This window comes from Streptomyces sp. NPDC048473 (genome assembly GCF_043200155.1).
Classification (GTDB): domain Bacteria; phylum Actinomycetota; class Actinomycetes; order Streptomycetales; family Streptomycetaceae; genus Streptomyces.
Map to the genome: position 1 here is coordinate 172,044 of NZ_JBICXE010000016.1, position 16,915 is coordinate 188,958.

The window sequence follows — 16,915 nt, forward strand, 5'->3', positions numbered from 1 at the left end:
CATGAGCAGCCCCAGCACACCGGACTCCGCAGCCTCCGCCGAGTCCACCTTGACCAGGGCCCTCGCGGCCGTCCGCGAGCTGCGCCGGAAGATCGACTCACTGGAGAACGCCAAGCACGAGGGCATCGCGATCGTCGGCATGGGCTGCCGGTTCCCGGGCGGCGCCCATTCCCCCGACGCTCTGTGGCGGCTCCTGGAGAACGGCACGGACGCCATCACCGAGGTGGCGCCGACCCGCTGGGACCACTCCGCGTACTACGACCCCGACCCGGACGCCCCCGGCCGCATGTACGCGCGGCACGGCGGCTTCGTCGAGGGCGTGGACGGATTCGACCCGTACTTCTTCGGCATCTCCCCGCGCGAGGCGGCCCAGATGGATCCGCAGCAGCGGATATTCCTGGAGGTGGCCTGGGAGGCGTGGGAGGACGCCGGGATGACCCGGGACGCGGTCGAGGGCAGCGCCACCGGTGTGTTCGTCGGGGCCAACTCCTCCGACTACCTTCAGATGCAGTTCCAGCAGCCCCGGGGGATAGACACCTACACCTCCGCCGGCGGCGCCAACTCCCTCATCCCCAACCGGCTGTCCTACCTGTTCGACCTGCGCGGCCCCAGCCTCGTCGTGGACACGGCCTGCTCGTCCTCGCTGGTGGCGCTGCACCTGGCCGCCCAGAGCCTGCGCAGCCAGGAGTGCCACGCGGCCGTTGTCGGCGGGCTGAACCTCATCCTGTCGCCGATGCCCATGATGGGCTTCGCCAAGATCGGCGCGCTCGCCCCGGACGGGCGGTGCAAGACGTTCGACTCCCGTGCCGATGGCTATGTGCGCGGCGAGGGCGTCGCGGTCGTCGTGCTCAAACGGCTGTCCGACGCGGTGGCGGCGGGCGACCGGATCTGGGCCGTGGTCCGCGGCTCCGCCGTCAACCAGGACGGGCTGACCAACGGGCTGACCGCTCCCAACGGCGTCTCCCAGCGCGAGGTCATTGTCCAGGCCCTGCGCGCCGCCCGCCTGGAGCCCTCGCAGGTCACGCTCCTGGAGGCCCACGGCACGGGAACGGCGCTCGGCGACCCCATCGAGGTCGAGGCGCTCAACGAGGTCTACGGACCGACGACCGGAGACGGCGAGGACGACGACGGCTGCGCGCTCGGTTCCATCAAGACCAACATCGGTCATCTGGAGGCCGGATCCGGGCTCGCCGGGCTGCTCAAGGCGGCCCTGAGCATCCGTCACCGCGCCATCGCGCCCAATCTGCACCTCGAGACGCTCAACCCGCATATCTCCCTCGACGGGAGCCGGTTGTTCATCCCGACCGAGCCGAGGCCGTGGAAGGTGCCGGACGAGCGCCGGCACGCCGCCGTCAGCGCCTTCGGCGCCGGGGGCACCAACGCGCACGTGCTCCTGGGCCCTGCCCCCGCCTCCGATTTCCAGGACCCGGCACCGGAGCCGGAGGCCGGAACCGCGGGCGGGCTCCACCCCCTGACGATCTCGGCGCGCACGGCCGACGCGCTCGCCCCGATGGTGGCCGCATACCGCGACCATCTGCGCTCCCCGGCGGGGCAGGCCGTGCCGTTCCCCGCCCTCGCGCACGCCGCAGCGACGCGCCGGACGCAGCACCCGCACCGCTGCGTCGTCGTCGCCGACTCCCACGAGCAGGCCGCCGACCGGCTCACCGCCTGGCTCGACAGGGCCGAGACCACCGGGGTCGTCACCGGACGCACCTCCCGCGCCATCGACCGCGGCGTCGCCTTCGTCTTCGCCGGGCACGGCACCCAGCGCCTGGGCATGGGACGGGAGCTGATGCGCGACTGCTCCGTCTTCCGGGCCGCCGCCGAGGAATGCGACGAGACGTTCCGGAAGGTGCTCGGCCGGTCCGTCATCGACGAGATCCACCGGACCGACACCGACACGCTGACCACGGACCTGGACGTCATCCAGCCCGCGCTGTTCACGGTCGCCGTCGCGCTCGCCGCCCGCTGGCGCTCGTTCGGCGTCGAACCGGGCATCGTCATCGGCCACAGCACCGGCGAGATCGCCGCCGCGCACGTAGCGGGAGCGCTGACCCTGGAGGACGCGGCCCGTGTCATCCAGGTGCGCAGCGGGCTGCTCGGCAGGCTGCACGGCGCCGGGAGCCTGCTGGTCGTCGGCCTGCCGATGGACGAGGCGGACGCACTCCTCGACGACTGCCGCGACCGGGTGTCCGTCGCGGTCAGCAACAGCCTCACCTCCACGGTGCTCTCGGGCCACACCGAGACGCTGGAGGCCATCGCGGAGACGCTGCGCAAACGCAATGTCTTCTGCCGGGCGATGAAGAACACCGTCGCCGGGCACGGCCCGCAGGTGGGCCCGTTGCGCGAGGAGCTGCTGGCGGGGCTGGCCGGTCTGTCCCCGAAACCGTCGAGCGTCCCGATCTTCTCCACCGTCACGGGGGAGGTGACGGACGGATCGGAATTCGACGCGGCGTACTGGTACCGCAACCTCCGCGAGCCCGTGCTGTTCTGGGATGCGATGCGGTCCCTCGTGGACCGGGGCAACGGGGTGTTCGTCGAGCTGAGCCCGCACCCGCTGCTGCTGTCCGCCGTCGAGCAGGCCTTCGAGCGAGCGGGGCGCGAGGGGCTCGCGCTGGCCTCCTTGCGGCGTGCCGAGCCGGAGGCCCAGGCCATGCTGGAGGGGCTCGGCGCGCTGCACGCGAACGGGCTCCCGGTGCCGCTGGACCCGCTGTTCGACGGCCCCGCCCGGCCGGCGCCGCTGCCCGCCTACACCTGGCAGCACGAGCGCTTCTGGTTCCGGACACCCACCGAGCCCTCGTCCGCCGCCGTGCCCGCCCCCGCGCCGGCCGAACCGGTCGCCGTGCCCGCACCCGCTCCGGTGGCCACCGCGCCCGCCGACGTGTTCGACCTCGTCGTGGAATCCGTCGCCGACGTGCTCGGGTTCGACGCCTCGCGGATCGACCCGCAGCTGGGTTTCTTCCAGATGGGCATGGACTCGCTGCTCGCCACCCAGGTCCGCAGGCGGCTGGAGACCGCCCTCGGCACAACGCTGGCGACGGCCGTGATGTTCGAGCATCCGACCGTGGAGGGCCTGTCCGCACACCTCGCGGGCCTCGTCGGCTCCGCGGCGGGCGAACCGCCCGCCCCCGAGCCCCCGCAAACCCCGTACGACGCCGAAGACGCCGCAACCGCTGACAACGCCGACGACCAGATCGTGGACGGTCTCACCGAGCAGGAGCTCCTGGCGATCCTCGCCGACGAGCTCCGGGCCTCGGACCGTGCAGCAGGGAGTTCCGAATGACCGAGACCAACGACCACGACCAGCGACACGTCCTGGCGCAGAGCGTCCGGGAGATCCGTCGGCTGCGCGCCGAGCTGGAGTCGGCCGGACGTGCGGGCACGGAGCCCATCGCCATCGTCGGTATGTCCTGCCGGATGCCCGGGGGAGCCGAGGACCCCGAGGCGTTCTGGGAGTTCCTCAAGCGCGGCGGCGACGGCATCGACGACGTGCCGGCCTCCCGTTGGGACGCCGACCGCTACCACGACCCGACGGGGGAGGCCCCCGGCACGTCGTACACCCGCAGGGGCGGGTTCCTGGGCGACATCGACGGGTTCGACGCCCCGTTCTTCGGGATCTCCCGCCGGGAGGCGGAGTCGCTCGACCCGCAGCAGCGGCTCGTACTGGAGGTCGGCTGGGAGGCGCTGGAGCACGCGGGGCTCCCCGCCGACAGGCTCAACGGCAGCCGCACCGGTGTCTTCCTCGGCATCACCAACTACGACTACTGCCAGGTGCAGATCCAGCAGGTCGCCCCGGCCGACCTGGAGGCCTACTACGCCACGAGCAACGCCTCCACGTTCGGGGCCGGGCGGCTCTCCTACTGGCTCGGCCTGACCGGGCCCAGCCTGTCCGTGGACACGTCCTGCTCGTCGTCGCTGGTCGGCGTGCATCTCGCCTGCCAGAGCCTGCGGGCCGGGGACTGCACGACGGCGCTGGCCGGAGGCGTCAACGTGCTGCTGTCGCCCGAGTCGTTCGTGGTGCTCAGCAAGACGCGGGCACTGTCTCCGGACGGGGCGTGCAAGACGTTCGACAAGGCGGCCAACGGCTACTCGCGCGGCGAGGGCTGCGGCATCGTCGTACTCAAGCGGCTGTCCGACGCGCTGGCGTCCGGGGACCGGGTCCTCGCCGTGATCCGGGGCTCCGCGGTCAACCAGGACGGACGCAGCAGCGGCCTCACGGTGCCCAACCCCGCGGCCCAGCAGGACGTCGTCCGGCAGGCGCTCGCCGCCGCGGGGCTGCCCCCGTCCCGCGTGGACTACGTCGAGGCGCACGGCACCGGCACCCCGCTCGGCGACCCCATCGAACTGCGCTCCCTCAACGCCGTCCTGGGCGACCGGGACGGCCGGGGGCCGCTGCTGGTCGGTTCGGTCAAGACCAACGTCGGGCACCTGGAGCCGGCGGCGGGAATCGCCGGGCTGATCAAGACGGTTCTGGCCCTGCGGCACGGGGAGATCCCGCCCCATCTGCATCTGTCCGAGATCAACCCGGAGATCGGGATCGAGGACCTGGACGTGGCCATCCCCACGGAGCCCACCCCCTGGCCCGAGCACGACGAGCCGCGGATCGCCGGGGTCAGCTCCTTCGGGGCGAGCGGCACCAACGCCCATGTCCTGCTGGAGCACGAGCCGGACACCTCCGAGGCCCCGGCCGCCGGGGCGGACCGCACCGTCCATCTGCTCCCGCTGTCGGCGAAGAGTCCTGCCGCGCTGACGGCCCTGGCCACCCGCTACCTGGAGAGACTGGACGGCGCCCCGGACGCCGAACTCCCCGACATCTGCTTCACCGCCGCCACCGGCCGTTCCCACTTCCCGCAGCGGCTGGCCGTGACCGGCACGACGCCCGCCCAGCTGCGCGAGCGCATCGCCGAGGCGCTGGCGGCGGACGGCGCGACACCGCCGCCCGGGGTGAGCACCGGACGTACGCGGACCGGTGCCCGCCCGAAGGCGGTGTTCCTGTTCACCGGGCAGGGCGCCCAGTACCCGGCGATGGCTCGCGGCCTCTACGCCACGGAACCCGCCTTCCGTACGCTGATCGACGCGTGCGACGAGGTGCTGCGCCCGCTGCTGGGCCGCCCGCTCACCGAGATCCTCGACCCCGCGCCCGGCGACGAGGAGCTGATCAACGAGACCCGGTACACCCAGCCCGCACTTTTCGCCGTCGAGTACGCGCTGGCCGAACTGTGGCGCTCCTGGGGCGTCGAGCCCGCCGCCGTGCTGGGCCACAGCGTGGGCGAGCTGGTGGCGCTGTGCGTGGCCGGGGTGATGACCCTGGAGGACGGGCTGCGGCTCGCCGCCCGGCGCGGCAGGCTCATGCACGACCTCGCCGAGCCCGGCGCCATGGCCGCGGTCTTCGCCTCCGAGGAACGGGTTGCCGAGGCCTTGTCCGGGTTCGCCGGCCGGGTGTCGATCGGCGCCGTCAACGGGCCCGAGAGCGTGGTCGTCTCCGGCGCGCAGGACGCGGTCGAGGAGCTGCTCGCGGCGCTGGCGCAGGAGGGTGTGCGCGCCAAGCCGGTGGCCACCACCCGCGCGTTCCACTCGCCGCTGATGGAGCCGATGCTCGACGCCTTCGAACAGGAGGCGGCCGGTGTGGCGTTCGCGGCGCCGCGCATCCCGGTGATCTCCAATGTCACCGGGGAGCCCCTGACCGGGCCCGGCGCGGTGACCGCACGCTACCTGCGCGAGCACGCCCGGGAACCGGTGCGGTTCCACGCCGGGATGACGGCCCTGTACGAGCAGGGTCACCGGACGTTCCTGGAGATGGGGCCGGCCCCGACACTGCTCGGCATGGCGAAGCGGTTCGCCCCGGGCGCCGGGGCCGGGACGGAGGACGCCCCGGCCGTCCGCTTCCTGCCGTCGCTGCGGCGCGGGCACGACAACTGGGCCGTGCTCCTGGAGAGCCTCGGCGGGCTCTACGCCGAGGGCTTCGCCATCGACTGGGCGCGGTTCGACGCGGGACGCGGACGGCGCCGCGCGGACCTGCCGTTCTATCCCTTCCAGCGGGAGCGCTACTGGTTCCGGCCGAGCGCCCTGCCGCCGGCTCCCACCCCCGCGGCTCTTCCCGTCGCTTCCGACGGGGGCCTGCTGGGCCACCGGATCCCCTCGCCGCTCGATGTCATCCAGTACGCGTCACGGCTCGACCCCGAACTGCACCGCTGTCTGGGCGACTGTGTGATGGACGGCCTGCCCGTCGTCAACGTCGGCGTGTACCTGGAGTCCGTCTTCACGGCCGCCCGGCAGTTGCGCGGCCACGGCGCCCTGGTGGCCGAGGGCCTCCTCGTCCTGCAGAGCCTCGTCCTCGACCCCGACGCCCCGAGCGAGGTGCAACTCGTCCTCGAACCCGACGGCGGAGAGGGCGCCGGCTTCAGCTACTTCGCCGCACATCCGCAGGCCGGTGAGGACGAGAAGTGGGTGCTGCACTCCCGCGGCACGGTGCGCCGCGACCTCGGCCTGACCGCGGGCCGTACCGGTACCGCGCACCAGGAGGACACCCGCCGCCGGCTCGGCAACGAGATGTCGGGCCGCGACTTCTACCAGCGGTTGTGGCGGCGCAAGCTCTACCTGGGCCCCGCCGCCCAGTGGATGGACCGCGTGTGGAGCGCCGGCGGCGAGGCCGTGGCGAGGATGCGGCTGCCCGAGCCCGGCGAGAGCGAGCCGTATCTGCTGCACCCCGGCCTGACGGACGCGATGTTCCAGTCGCTGTTCGCGTGCCTGCCCGCGGACAGCCCGCCCGACGCCGTGTACGCGCTGGTCGGCATCGACCGCTTCGTCTTCCACGAGCAGACGGGACCGGGGCCGCTGTACTGCCACGCGACGCTGTCGCCCGCCTCCGACCCCTCCTCGACGCTCATCGCGGATGTGCACGTCACGGACGCCGACGGGCGCAGTGTGGTCGAGGCGAGCGGGGTGTACGCCAAACGCGCCGTGCGCTCCACGGTGCTGCGGGAGTCCGCGGGAACGGAACGGGAGACGCTTCCCGTCGCAGCCCCGGCACCGCTCACCTCGGCGGGTGCCGCCCCGGCACCAGCCATCTCGGCGGAACCCTCCGGCCTCGCGGAGATCGCCCGCGCCGGTGCCGCGGAGCGGCCCGCGGCGATGCGCGAACTGCTGCTGCGCACCGTCGCCAGGGCGCTGCGCACCGACGCCGCCGTGCTCGACCCGCACGAGCCGCTGCAGAACCTCGGCCTGGACTCGCTGATGGCCCTTGAGGTCAAGGACGCGCTCTCGGTCGAACTGGGCATCGCACTGCCCATGGTGTCGTTCCTCGACGGCAGCAGCATCACCGGGCTGGGCGAGGAGATCCTGCCCATGCTGGACCTGGCCGCCCCGGATCCCGGGGCGGGGGAGCAGTCCGCCGAGGTCGCGGTGGCCACGCCGGTCCCGCGGGACGAGGCCCTGCCGGTCATCGCGCACGACGCCGCCGGCCGCCACGAGCCGTTCGGCCTGACGGACCTTCAGCAGGCCTATCTCGTCGGCCGCTCTGACGCCCTGGCGCTCGGCCGCATCTCCACGTACTTCTACCTCGAGGTCGACCTCGTCGACGTCAGCCTGCGGCGGGTCGCCGAGGCGTGGAACACCATGGTCGCGCGGCACGACATGCTGCGCGCGGTCGTCACCCCCGACGGCCTTCAGCGGGTGCTGCCCGATGTACCCGCGTACGAGATCCGCACCACCGACCTGCGCGGCCGGGGCGAGGACGAGCGAAGCGGCCACCTCGACGCCGTTCACGAGGAGATGAAGCACCAGGTGCTGGACGCGGCCGTCTGGCCGATGTTCGACATCAGGGCGACACTGCTCGACGACCGGACCACCCGGCTGCACCTGGGCATGGACGCCCTGGTCATGGACGCGTGGAGCACCGGGGTGGTGTTCGCCGAGTGGGCGCGGGCCTACCACGGCCAGGCGGAGCAGCTGGCCGAACTGCCCGTCACCTTCCGCGACTACGTGCTGGCGTCACGCGAGCTGGAGGAGACCCCGCGGTTCCGCAGGGCACTCGACTACTGGCGCGACAGGATCGAGACGCTGCCGCCCGCGCCCGACCTGCCGCTGGCGAAGAACCCGGCTTCGCTGGCCCGGCCGGAGTTCACCCACCGCGCGGGACGGCTCGACGCGGCGGCGTGGACCCGCTTCAAGGATCGCGCCGCAGCCGCCGGGGTCACCCCCTCGGCCGCCGTGTGCACCGCGTACTCGCAGGTCCTCGCGGCATGGAGCAAGTCCAGCCGGTTCACCCTCAACGTGCTGTTCTTCAACCGCCTCCCCCTGCACCCCGACGTCGCCAACATCGTCGGCAACTTCACCGCCACCACCCTGCTGGAGGTGGACAGCACCGCCACCGACGGCTTCGGCGTCCGCGCCGACAGGCTGCAGAAGCAGCTGTGGAGCGACCTGGAGAACAGCCACGTCAGCGGTGTACGAGTGCTGCGCGAGCTGAGCCGCGCCCGCGGCAACTCCGCTCCCGCCCCCATGCCCGTCGTCTTCGCCAGCACCGTCAACTTCGGGGCCAAGGAGAACCCCGGGGCCGCCACCAGCCTCTCCCACCCGATCATCTCGATGGGGGAGAGCGGCGAGGAGAAGTGGAGCTCGGTGCGCACCCCCCAGGTGTGGCTGGACCACCAGGTCCTGGAGGACGGCGGGGGGCTCACCGTCAACTGGGACTCCGTCGACGAGCTGTTCCCGCCCGGGATGATCGACGCGATGTTCACCGCGTACCTCGGTGTGCTGAACGAGCTGTGCGAGGACGAGAACGCCTGGCGTCGCCCGTCGCCCGTCCTCACCCCCGAAGCGGACCTGCGCGTACGGGAGGCCGCCAACGCCACGGCCGCCCCGGTCCCGGGGGGCCTGCTGCACGACGGCTTCCTCGCCCGCGCCGCGCAGCGCCCCGACCGGCCGGCGGTCATCGCGCCCGGCCGCACGCTCAGCTACGGCGAGCTGGACAGCCTGTCCAACCGGCTCGACCGCTGGCTGCGTGAGCGGGGCGCCGGGTCCGGGACGCTGGTCGGCATCGTGATGGACAAGGGCTGGGAGCAGATCGCAGCTGCCTTCGGCATCCTCAAGTCCGGTGCCGCCTATGTCCCCATCGACGCGGGCGTGCCCGGCGAACGGCTGCGGTTGCTGCTGGCCAACGCCGGTATCTCCCTGGTGCTGACCCAGTCGTGGGTGGAGGAGCGAACCGCCTGGCCGGAGGGCACCGCGGTGCTCGGCGTGGACGGACGGGACGCGGACGCCTACGGCACCGAGCCGTCCGCCCCGGCGGGAACGGCCCCCGACGAGCTGGCCTACGTCATCTACACCTCCGGGTCCACAGGTGTTCCCAAGGGCGTGATGATCGAGCACGGCAGCGCCGTGAACACGATCCACGACATCAACGAACGGTTCGGTGTCTGTGACGCCGACCGGGTGCTCGCCCTGTCCGCGCTCAACTTCGACCTGTCCGTGTACGACGTATTCGGGCTGCTCGCCGCGGGCGGCGCCGTCGTCCTGCCCGAGCCCGGCGCGCACCGGGAGCCGGCACGCTGGGCGGAACTCGTCGCCGAGCACCGGGTCACGGTGTGGAACAGCGTGCCGACGCTGATGGAGATGTTCACCGAGCACGCGCTGACACACCCCGCGGGCACTCCCGGAGGTGCCGACGTGCCCCTGAAGACCGTGATGATGAGCGGCGACTGGATCCCCGTCAACCTGCCCGGCCGGATCCGCCGGATCGCCCCCGAGGCTGCGGTCTGGAGCCTCGGCGGGGCCACGGAGGCGTCGATCTGGTCGATCCTGCACCCGATCGGGGAGGTCGATCCGGCCAGGCCGAGCATCCCGTACGGCACACCGATGCTCAACCAGCGCTTCCACGTCCTCAACGACGCCTTCCAGCCCTGCCCGACCTGGGTGCCGGGACAGCTGTACATCGCCGGCACCGGGCTCGCCCGTGGCTACCTCAACGACAGCGCGAAGACCCGGGCGTCGTTCGTCCGCCATCCGGCGACGGGGGAGCGCCTGTACCGCACCGGCGACCTGGGGCGCTGTCTGCCCGACGGCACCATCGAGTTCCTGGGCCGCGAGGACTTCCAGGTGAAGGTCCAGGGATACCGGATCGAGCTGGGCGAGATCGAGGCGGCCCTGCTGCGCCTGCCCGACGTGCGCGCCGCGGCGGTCACCGCCGTCGGCGGGCGGCACGAGGGCAAGCGCCTGATCGGCTATGCCGTGCCCGAAGACGGCCGGACGGTGGAGGCGGCCGACCTGGAGCGTGCGCTGCGGCAGGAACTGCCCGACTACCTCGTTCCGCAGCGCATCCTCGTCCTGAAGGAGCTGGCGCTCAGCGCCAACGGCAAGGTGGACCGGGCCGCGCTGCCCGCACCCGACGAGGGCCACGCCGGCGCGACCGAGGCGGTGGCGCCGCGCGACGAGACGGAGGAGCGGCTCGCCGCGATCTGGGGTGAGTTCTTCGAGGCGAGGCCCATCGGCGTCACCGCGAACTTCTTCGACCTCGGCGGCGACTCGCTGCTCGCCGTACGGGTGATGGCACGCATCCACGACGCGTTCGGCTGCGCGCTGCCGCTGTCCACCTTGTTCGGCCACCCCACCATCGAGCGGCTCGCGGACGCCCTGCGCGACGGGGACGCCGACACCCGGCGCTCCGCCCTCGTGCCGATCCGCTCCGAGGGCACCCGGCCGCCGCTGTTCTTCGTGCACCCGGTGGGCGGCGACGTGCTGTGCTACGCCGAACTGGCCTCGTTGCTCGACGACGACCAGCCCTTCCACGGCCTCCAGGTGCCCGACACCGACGGCGACGTGCCGCTGGAATCGGTCCCGGCGCTGGCCGCCCACTACGCGGAGGCGGTGACCGAGGCAGCCCCCGAAGGCCCACTGCGCCTCGGCGGCTGGTCCATGGGCGGCGTCATCGCCCTGGAGATGGCCCGGCTGCTGAGCGACGCGGGCCGGGACGTCGAACTGGTGGCGGTGATCGACCTGCTGGAGCCGCCGGGCCCGCACGACACGTCCGTGGACGAGGCCTCGCTGCTGGCCTGGTTCGCCCGCGACCTGGCAGGCCTCTCCGACCTGGACTGGACGCCGGAGGCGGGTCTGTTCCGCGGGGACGACGAGGGCCGCTCGCCCCTGGAGATCCTGCACGGGGCGGCAGTACGCGCCACCGCGCTGCCACCGGACGTCGGCGTCGACACGCTCGGCGGCATCGTCGCCCGGTTCTCCGCCAACTCCCGCGCCCTGGTGGCGCACGAGCCGCGTCCCTACGACGGCCGGGTGGTCTTCCTGAGGGCCGCCGACGGCGGCGCCTCCAGAAAGACCGCCGAGCAGTGGCTGGCCCTCTGCCCGGACGGCTCCGTGATCCGCGACGTTCCGGGCGACCACTACTCCGCGATGCGCCGCCCCCACCTGAGCACCCTCGCCGCCGAACTGCGCACCGCCCTGCGAGAGGAGCTCCCGCCTGCCCATACCTGATGCCCCCCTCGCCAACGCCCCGCCACGGGACGGGGCGAGGGAAAGAACAACATTCGGACAGCGGCAAGACACTCACGAAGGAAGACCATTCGATGACTCTCAAATTCGGTGCGTTCATGGCCCCCTTCCACGGCCTCGGCGAGGACCCCACCACGGTCTTCTGGCGGGACCTGGACCTGATCGAGTGGCTGGACGTGCTCGGCCTCGACGAGGTCTGGGTGGGCGAGCACCACTCCGGCGGCTGGTCGCAGATCGCCTCCCCGGAGCTGTTCCTGGCCGCCGCCGCGGAGCGCACCCGGAACATCAAGCTGGGCACCGGTGTGGTCAGTCTCCCCTACCACCACCCGCTCACGGTCGCCGAGCGGATGGTGCAGCTCGACCACCAGAGCCGCGGCCGGGCCATGTTCGGCATGGGCGCGGGCGTGGCACCCGCCGACGCGCACATGCTCGGCATCTCCGCCGGCGACCAGCGCCGCATGATGGCCGAGTCCGTCGAAGCCCTGGTCCCGCTGCTGACCAGCATGGAACCGGTCAGCCGGAAGACCGACTGGTTCGAGCTGCGGGATGCGATGCTCCAGCTCCGCCCGTACACCAAGCCCTGCTTCGACATGTGTGTCGCCAGCGCCGGCTCCGAGCGGGGTATGCGCCTGGCGGGCCGGCACGGGCTCGGCTCGCTCACCTTCGCCGGCCGGCCCGGGATGCCCGACCTGCCGCTGGCCCACCTGTGGGAGGCGGCCGAGGACGAGGCCGCCAAGAACGACAAGACCGTGGACCGCTCGAAGTGGCGGGTCGCCATCTGCATTCACCTCGCCGAGACCCGCGAGGAGGCGTTCAACCAGGTCCGGCCCGGCATGAGCCGGTGGGTCCAGGAGTATGTGCGGGACACCTTCGGCGGCCCGGCCAACCTGCCCGAGGGCCGGGAGATCGACGAGTGCGCCGCGCAGCAGACCGTCATCATCGGCACGGTCGACGACGCCATCGCCGGCATCCAGCGGCTGCTCGACGAGAGCGGCGGCTTCGGCACCCTGCTGGTGAACACCCACGACTGGGCCACCAGGGACCAGGTCAAGCACAGCTTCGAGCTGCTGTCCCGCTATGTCGTACCGCACTTCACCGGCGCGCTGGACGGCCTGCGTGCCTCACAGAAGTGGGTCGCCGAGCGCAAGGACGACTTCGGCGCGCAGGCCAGGGAGGCGGCTCAGGCAGCGGCCGCGGAACGGCCGTGACACCACCCCCACCGCGGCCGCTCGCGTACGACGGGCCACTGCTCGACGGGGAGGCGTTCCGGGAGGCGATGTCCCTGCTGGCGGCACCGATCGCCGTCATCACCGTGCAGGACGAGACCGGCCGTTGGCGGGGGTTCACCGCCAGTTCCGTGACCTCGGCGTCGCTGGACCCGCCCCTGCTCACGGTCGGTGTCTCACGGACGTCGAGCTGCCACGCGGCGCTTGTCGCCGCGCCCGGTTTCGTGGTGAACGTGCTGGGCGATCAGCACCGCGAGGTGGCCATGAGGTTCGCCACCCGCGGTGTGGACAGGTTCGCCGCGGGCGACTTCAAGAACTGGCCGGGCTCGGAACTGCCCTGCCTGCCCGACGCCAACGCCCTGTACCGGTGCGTCACGACCGACATCATCCCGGTCGGCGACCACGATCTGCTGGTCGGGGCGCTGACGGAGGTCAGCTGGGGGAATCCCGGCGAGCCGCTCCTGTGGTACCGGCGGGGGTTCCACGCCCCCGCCGGCACCCCCGGTGCCCCGGGCGCCTCCGGTGACCCCGGCGCCCCTGGCCGATCCGCACCCTCCATCCGAAGGCCGGAGTCGATGTGACCCTGCAACCCACCCAGGCCTCCTCCGCCCGCCGGGGGAAGGCCCGAGGCAACTCATCAGCATCACCGACACGTGAATCACCGGAGCTCGTGCAGCTGCTCACCCCCGAGGGCAAGCGCATCGAGCACCCGGAGTACGCACTGGAGACCGACCCGGAGGAGCTGCGCGCGATCTACCGCGATCTGGTGCTCGTGCGCCGCTTCGACGCCGAGGCGACGGCGCTGCAGCGCCAGGGCGAGCTGGGGCTCTGGGCCTCGCTGCTCGGCCAGGAGGCCGCGCAGGTGGGCTCCGGGCGCGCCCTGCTCAAGAGTGACCACGCCTTTCCCACCTACCGTGAGCACGGTGTCGCCTGGTGCCGGGGCGTGGACCCGCTCCAGGTGCTCGGCCTCTTCCGTGGTGTCAACCACGGCGGCTGGGACCCCGAGGAGCGCCGTTTCCACCTGTACACCCTGGTCATCGGTGCGCAGACACTGCACGCCACCGGCTACGCGATGGGCATGGCCAAGGACGGCGGGGAGGGCGCGGTCATCGCGTACTTCGGTGACGGCGCGTCGAGCCAGGGAGACGTCGCGGAGTCGTTCACCTTCGCCGCCGTCAACAACGCCCCCGTGGTGTTCTTCTGCCAGAACAACCAGTGGGCGATCTCCGAGCCCACCCAACGGCAGTTCCGGGTGCCGCTCTACCGCAGGGCCGCGGGCTTCGGCTTCCCCGGCGTCCGGGTGGACGGCAACGACGTGCTCGCGTGCCTCGCCGTCACCCGCTGGGCCCTGGAGCGCGCCCGCACCGGCGGCGGCCCGGTGCTCATCGAGGCGTTCACGTACCGCATGGGCGCCCACACCACCTCCGACGACCCCGGCCGCTACCGGCCGGCGGCGGAGACGGAGGCCTGGCGGGCCAAGGACCCGATCGCCAGGGTCAGGGCCCATCTGCTGGACGAGGGCCTCGCCGACACCGCGTTCCTGGAGTCGGTGGAGGAGGAGGGCGAGAAGCTGGCCCGCCGGGTGCGTGAGGGGGTGCGGACCATGCCGGATCCCGCCCCCGAAACGATCTTCGATCATGTGTACGCGGAGCCGCACGCCCTGGTCAGCGAGGAGCGCGCTGCCCACGCGGCGTACGCCGACGCCGGGGAGGGGGAGCTCTGATGAGCGAGTTCACCATGGTCAGGGCCCTCAACGAAGGGCTGCGCAGAGCCATGGAGGCCGATCCCAAGATCGTGGTCATGGGGGAGGACATCGGCCCGCTCGGCGGTGTCTTCCGGGTGACCGACGGGTTGCAGAAGGACTTCGGTGAGGACCGGGTGATCGACACCCCGCTTGCCGAGTCCGGCATCGTCGGCACCGCGATCGGCCTGGCGCTGCGTGGCTACCGGCCGGTGGTGGAGATCCAGTTCGACGGGTTCGTCTTCCCGGCCTTCGACCAGATCGTCACCCAGCTCGCGAAGATGCACGCCCGGTCGCTGGGCCACATCAGGCTCCCCGTCACCATCCGCATCCCCTACGGCGGCGGTATCGGGGCGGTGGAGCATCACAGCGAGTCCCCCGAGGCGTACTTCGCCCATACCGCCGGGCTCAAGGTGGTGTCCCCCTCGCACCCGGCGGACGCCCACTGGATGCTGCGCCAGGCCGTGGCCTGTGACGATCCGGTCATCTTCCTGGAACCCAAGCGCCGTTACTGGGACAAGGAGGAACTGGACCCGGGCGGTCGGCCCCTCGCCGGACTGCACGAGGCTCAGGTGGTGCGCCCCGGCCGGGACTGCACCGTGATCGCCTACGGGCCGATGGTGCGGACCGCGCTGGACACGGCGGCCATCGCCGAGGAGGAGGACGGGCACAGCCTGGAGGTCGTCGACCTGCGCTCGCTGTCCCCGATCGACTTCGACACCGTCACCGCCTCGGTGCGGCGCACCGGCCGCGCCGTGGTCGTCCACGAGGCGCCGGTGTTCTTCGGCGCGGGCGCGGAACTCGCCGCCCGGATCACCGAGCGCTGCTTCTACCACCTGGAGGCCCCGGTGCTGCGCGTGGGCGGCTTCCACGCCCCGTACCCCCCGGCCCGCCTGGAGGAGGAGTACCTGCCCGGCCCGGACCGCGTGCTGGACGCCGTCGAGCACGCCCTGTCCTTCTGAGACCCGCTGAGCTGCGAGGAGTGGAGAGAAACCCATGCCAGCCACCGACACCCCGACAGAACCCCTCGGTACCGTGCGCGAGTTCAGGCTGCCCGACGTCGGCGAGGGCCTGGCCGACGCGCAGATCCTCACCTGGTACGTCAAACCGGGGGACACCGTCTCGGACGGCCAGACCGTCTGCGAGGTGGAGACGGCGAAGGCCGCCGTGGAACTGCCGATCCCGTTCGACGGGCTGGTGGAGGAGGTGTTCTGCGCCGAGGGCGACACCGTGGACGTCGGCACGCCGATCATCTCCGTCGCCGTCACACGCGAGAAGGAGTCCGGGGCCGGGGCCGAGCCCGAGCGGCGGGAGGTCCTCGTCGGCTACGGGCCGCGTGTGGACGCTGCCCGCCCCCGGTCCCGTTCCCGTCGCACTCCCGTCCCGGCCACCCCCGTCCCGCCCGCCCCCGCCCCGGCCGCCCCCGCCCCCGTCGGTGTCCGGCCGCTGGCCAAGCCGCCGGTCCGTAAGCTTGCCAAGGACCTCGGCGTCGACCTGCGCACCGTCACTCCCTCCGGCCCGGACGGCGTGATCTCCCGGGAGGACGTGCGCGCCGCCGCCGTCCCGGCCGCTGTCGCACCCGAGGTTCCCGGCGAGCGCCGGGTGCCTGTCCAGGGTGTACGGCGCGCCACCGCCCGCGCGGTGGTCGCCTCCGCGTTCACCGCCCCGCATGTGACGGAGTTCCTGCAGGTGGACGTCACCCGCATGATGAAGCTGGTGCGGAAACTGAAGGCGTCCGGCGAGTTGGGCGAGGTCAGGGTCGGCCCGCTTCTCCTCGTGGCCAAGGCCCTGCTCGTCGCTGTCGCGCGCAACCCGGAGATCAACGCGTCCTGGGACGAGGCGGCCCAGGAGATCGTGTACAAGGAGCACGTCAATCTCGGCATCGCCGCCGCCACCCCGCGCGGGCTGATCGTCCCCCATATCAAGAACGCGGGCACTCGGTCGCTGGCGGACCTCGCAGCCGCCATCGCCTCCCTGACCGCCGCCGCCCGCGCGGGCACGACCACCCCCGCCGACCTGCGCGGAGGCACCCTCACTCTCACCAACATCGGCGTATTCGGCGTCGACGCCGGCACCCCGATCCTCAACCCCGGCGAGGCCGCCATCCTGGCCTTCGGCGCCGTCAGGGAACTGCCCTGGGTGCACAAGGGCAAGGTGGTCCCCCGTCAGGTCACCACCCTCGCCCTGTCCTTCGACCACCGTCTTGTCGACGGCGAACTGGGCTCCAAGGTCCTCGCCGACACCGCAGCCGTCCTGGAGCGCCCCCGCCGCCTCATCACCTGGGGCTGACCCCCGCCGCACACACCGCGGGGCCGCACGGTGAGTCGTCCGTGCGGCCCCGCGGTGTATGAGGTGCGGGTCAGCCCTTGCGGGACTTGACCTCGTCGGTGAGCTGGGGGACGACCTGGAAGAGGTCGCCGACGACGCCGTAGTCGACGAGGTCGAAGAT

At 72.4% G+C, this 16,915-nt stretch carries 7 protein-coding genes; all 7 read left to right on the forward strand.

Features of this window, described 5'->3' with window-relative positions:
- Position 1 precedes the first annotated feature (1 nt).
- The 7 genes from ACGFU7_RS25180 to ACGFU7_RS25210 all read left to right on the forward strand — a co-directional run bounded on the left by ACGFU7_RS25180 (position 2) and on the right by ACGFU7_RS25210 (position 16,755).
- Positions 2 to 3,283, forward strand: coding sequence for a type I polyketide synthase (locus ACGFU7_RS25180; protein ID WP_393698445.1), 3,282 nt, complete (start codon positions 2 to 4; stop codon positions 3,281 to 3,283).
- Positions 3,280 to 11,481 carry an amino acid adenylation domain-containing protein gene (locus ACGFU7_RS25185; protein ID WP_393698447.1) on the forward strand — a complete coding sequence of 2,734 codons (8,202 nt, stop codon included), beginning with the start codon at positions 3,280 to 3,282 and terminating at the stop codon, positions 11,479 to 11,481. The genes ACGFU7_RS25180 and ACGFU7_RS25185 overlap by 4 nt, the downstream gene beginning before the upstream one ends.
- A gap of 92 nt (positions 11,482 to 11,573) precedes the next feature.
- Positions 11,574 to 12,707, forward strand: coding sequence for an LLM class flavin-dependent oxidoreductase (locus ACGFU7_RS25190; RefSeq protein WP_393698448.1), 1,134 nt, complete (start codon positions 11,574 to 11,576; stop codon positions 12,705 to 12,707).
- The gene (locus ACGFU7_RS25195; RefSeq protein WP_393698450.1) at positions 12,704 to 13,306 is read left to right on the forward strand and encodes a flavin reductase family protein; all 603 of its coding nucleotides are present in this window, start codon (positions 12,704 to 12,706) and stop codon (positions 13,304 to 13,306) included. Before ACGFU7_RS25190 ends, ACGFU7_RS25195 begins: the two co-directional genes overlap by 4 nt.
- Positions 13,303 to 14,448, forward strand: coding sequence for a pyruvate dehydrogenase (acetyl-transferring) E1 component subunit alpha (gene pdhA, locus ACGFU7_RS25200; protein WP_393698451.1), 1,146 nt, complete (start codon positions 13,303 to 13,305; stop codon positions 14,446 to 14,448). The genes ACGFU7_RS25195 and pdhA overlap by 4 nt, the downstream gene beginning before the upstream one ends.
- Positions 14,448 to 15,428, forward strand: coding sequence for an alpha-ketoacid dehydrogenase subunit beta (locus ACGFU7_RS25205; protein WP_393698453.1), 981 nt, complete (start codon positions 14,448 to 14,450; stop codon positions 15,426 to 15,428). Before pdhA ends, ACGFU7_RS25205 begins: the two co-directional genes overlap by 1 nt.
- A 34-nt stretch (positions 15,429 to 15,462) precedes the next feature.
- A complete protein-coding gene (locus ACGFU7_RS25210) occupies positions 15,463 to 16,755 on the forward strand; it encodes a dihydrolipoamide acetyltransferase family protein (protein ID WP_393698454.1) in 1,293 nt (430 codons plus the stop codon).
- Positions 16,756 to 16,915 lie beyond the last annotated feature (160 nt).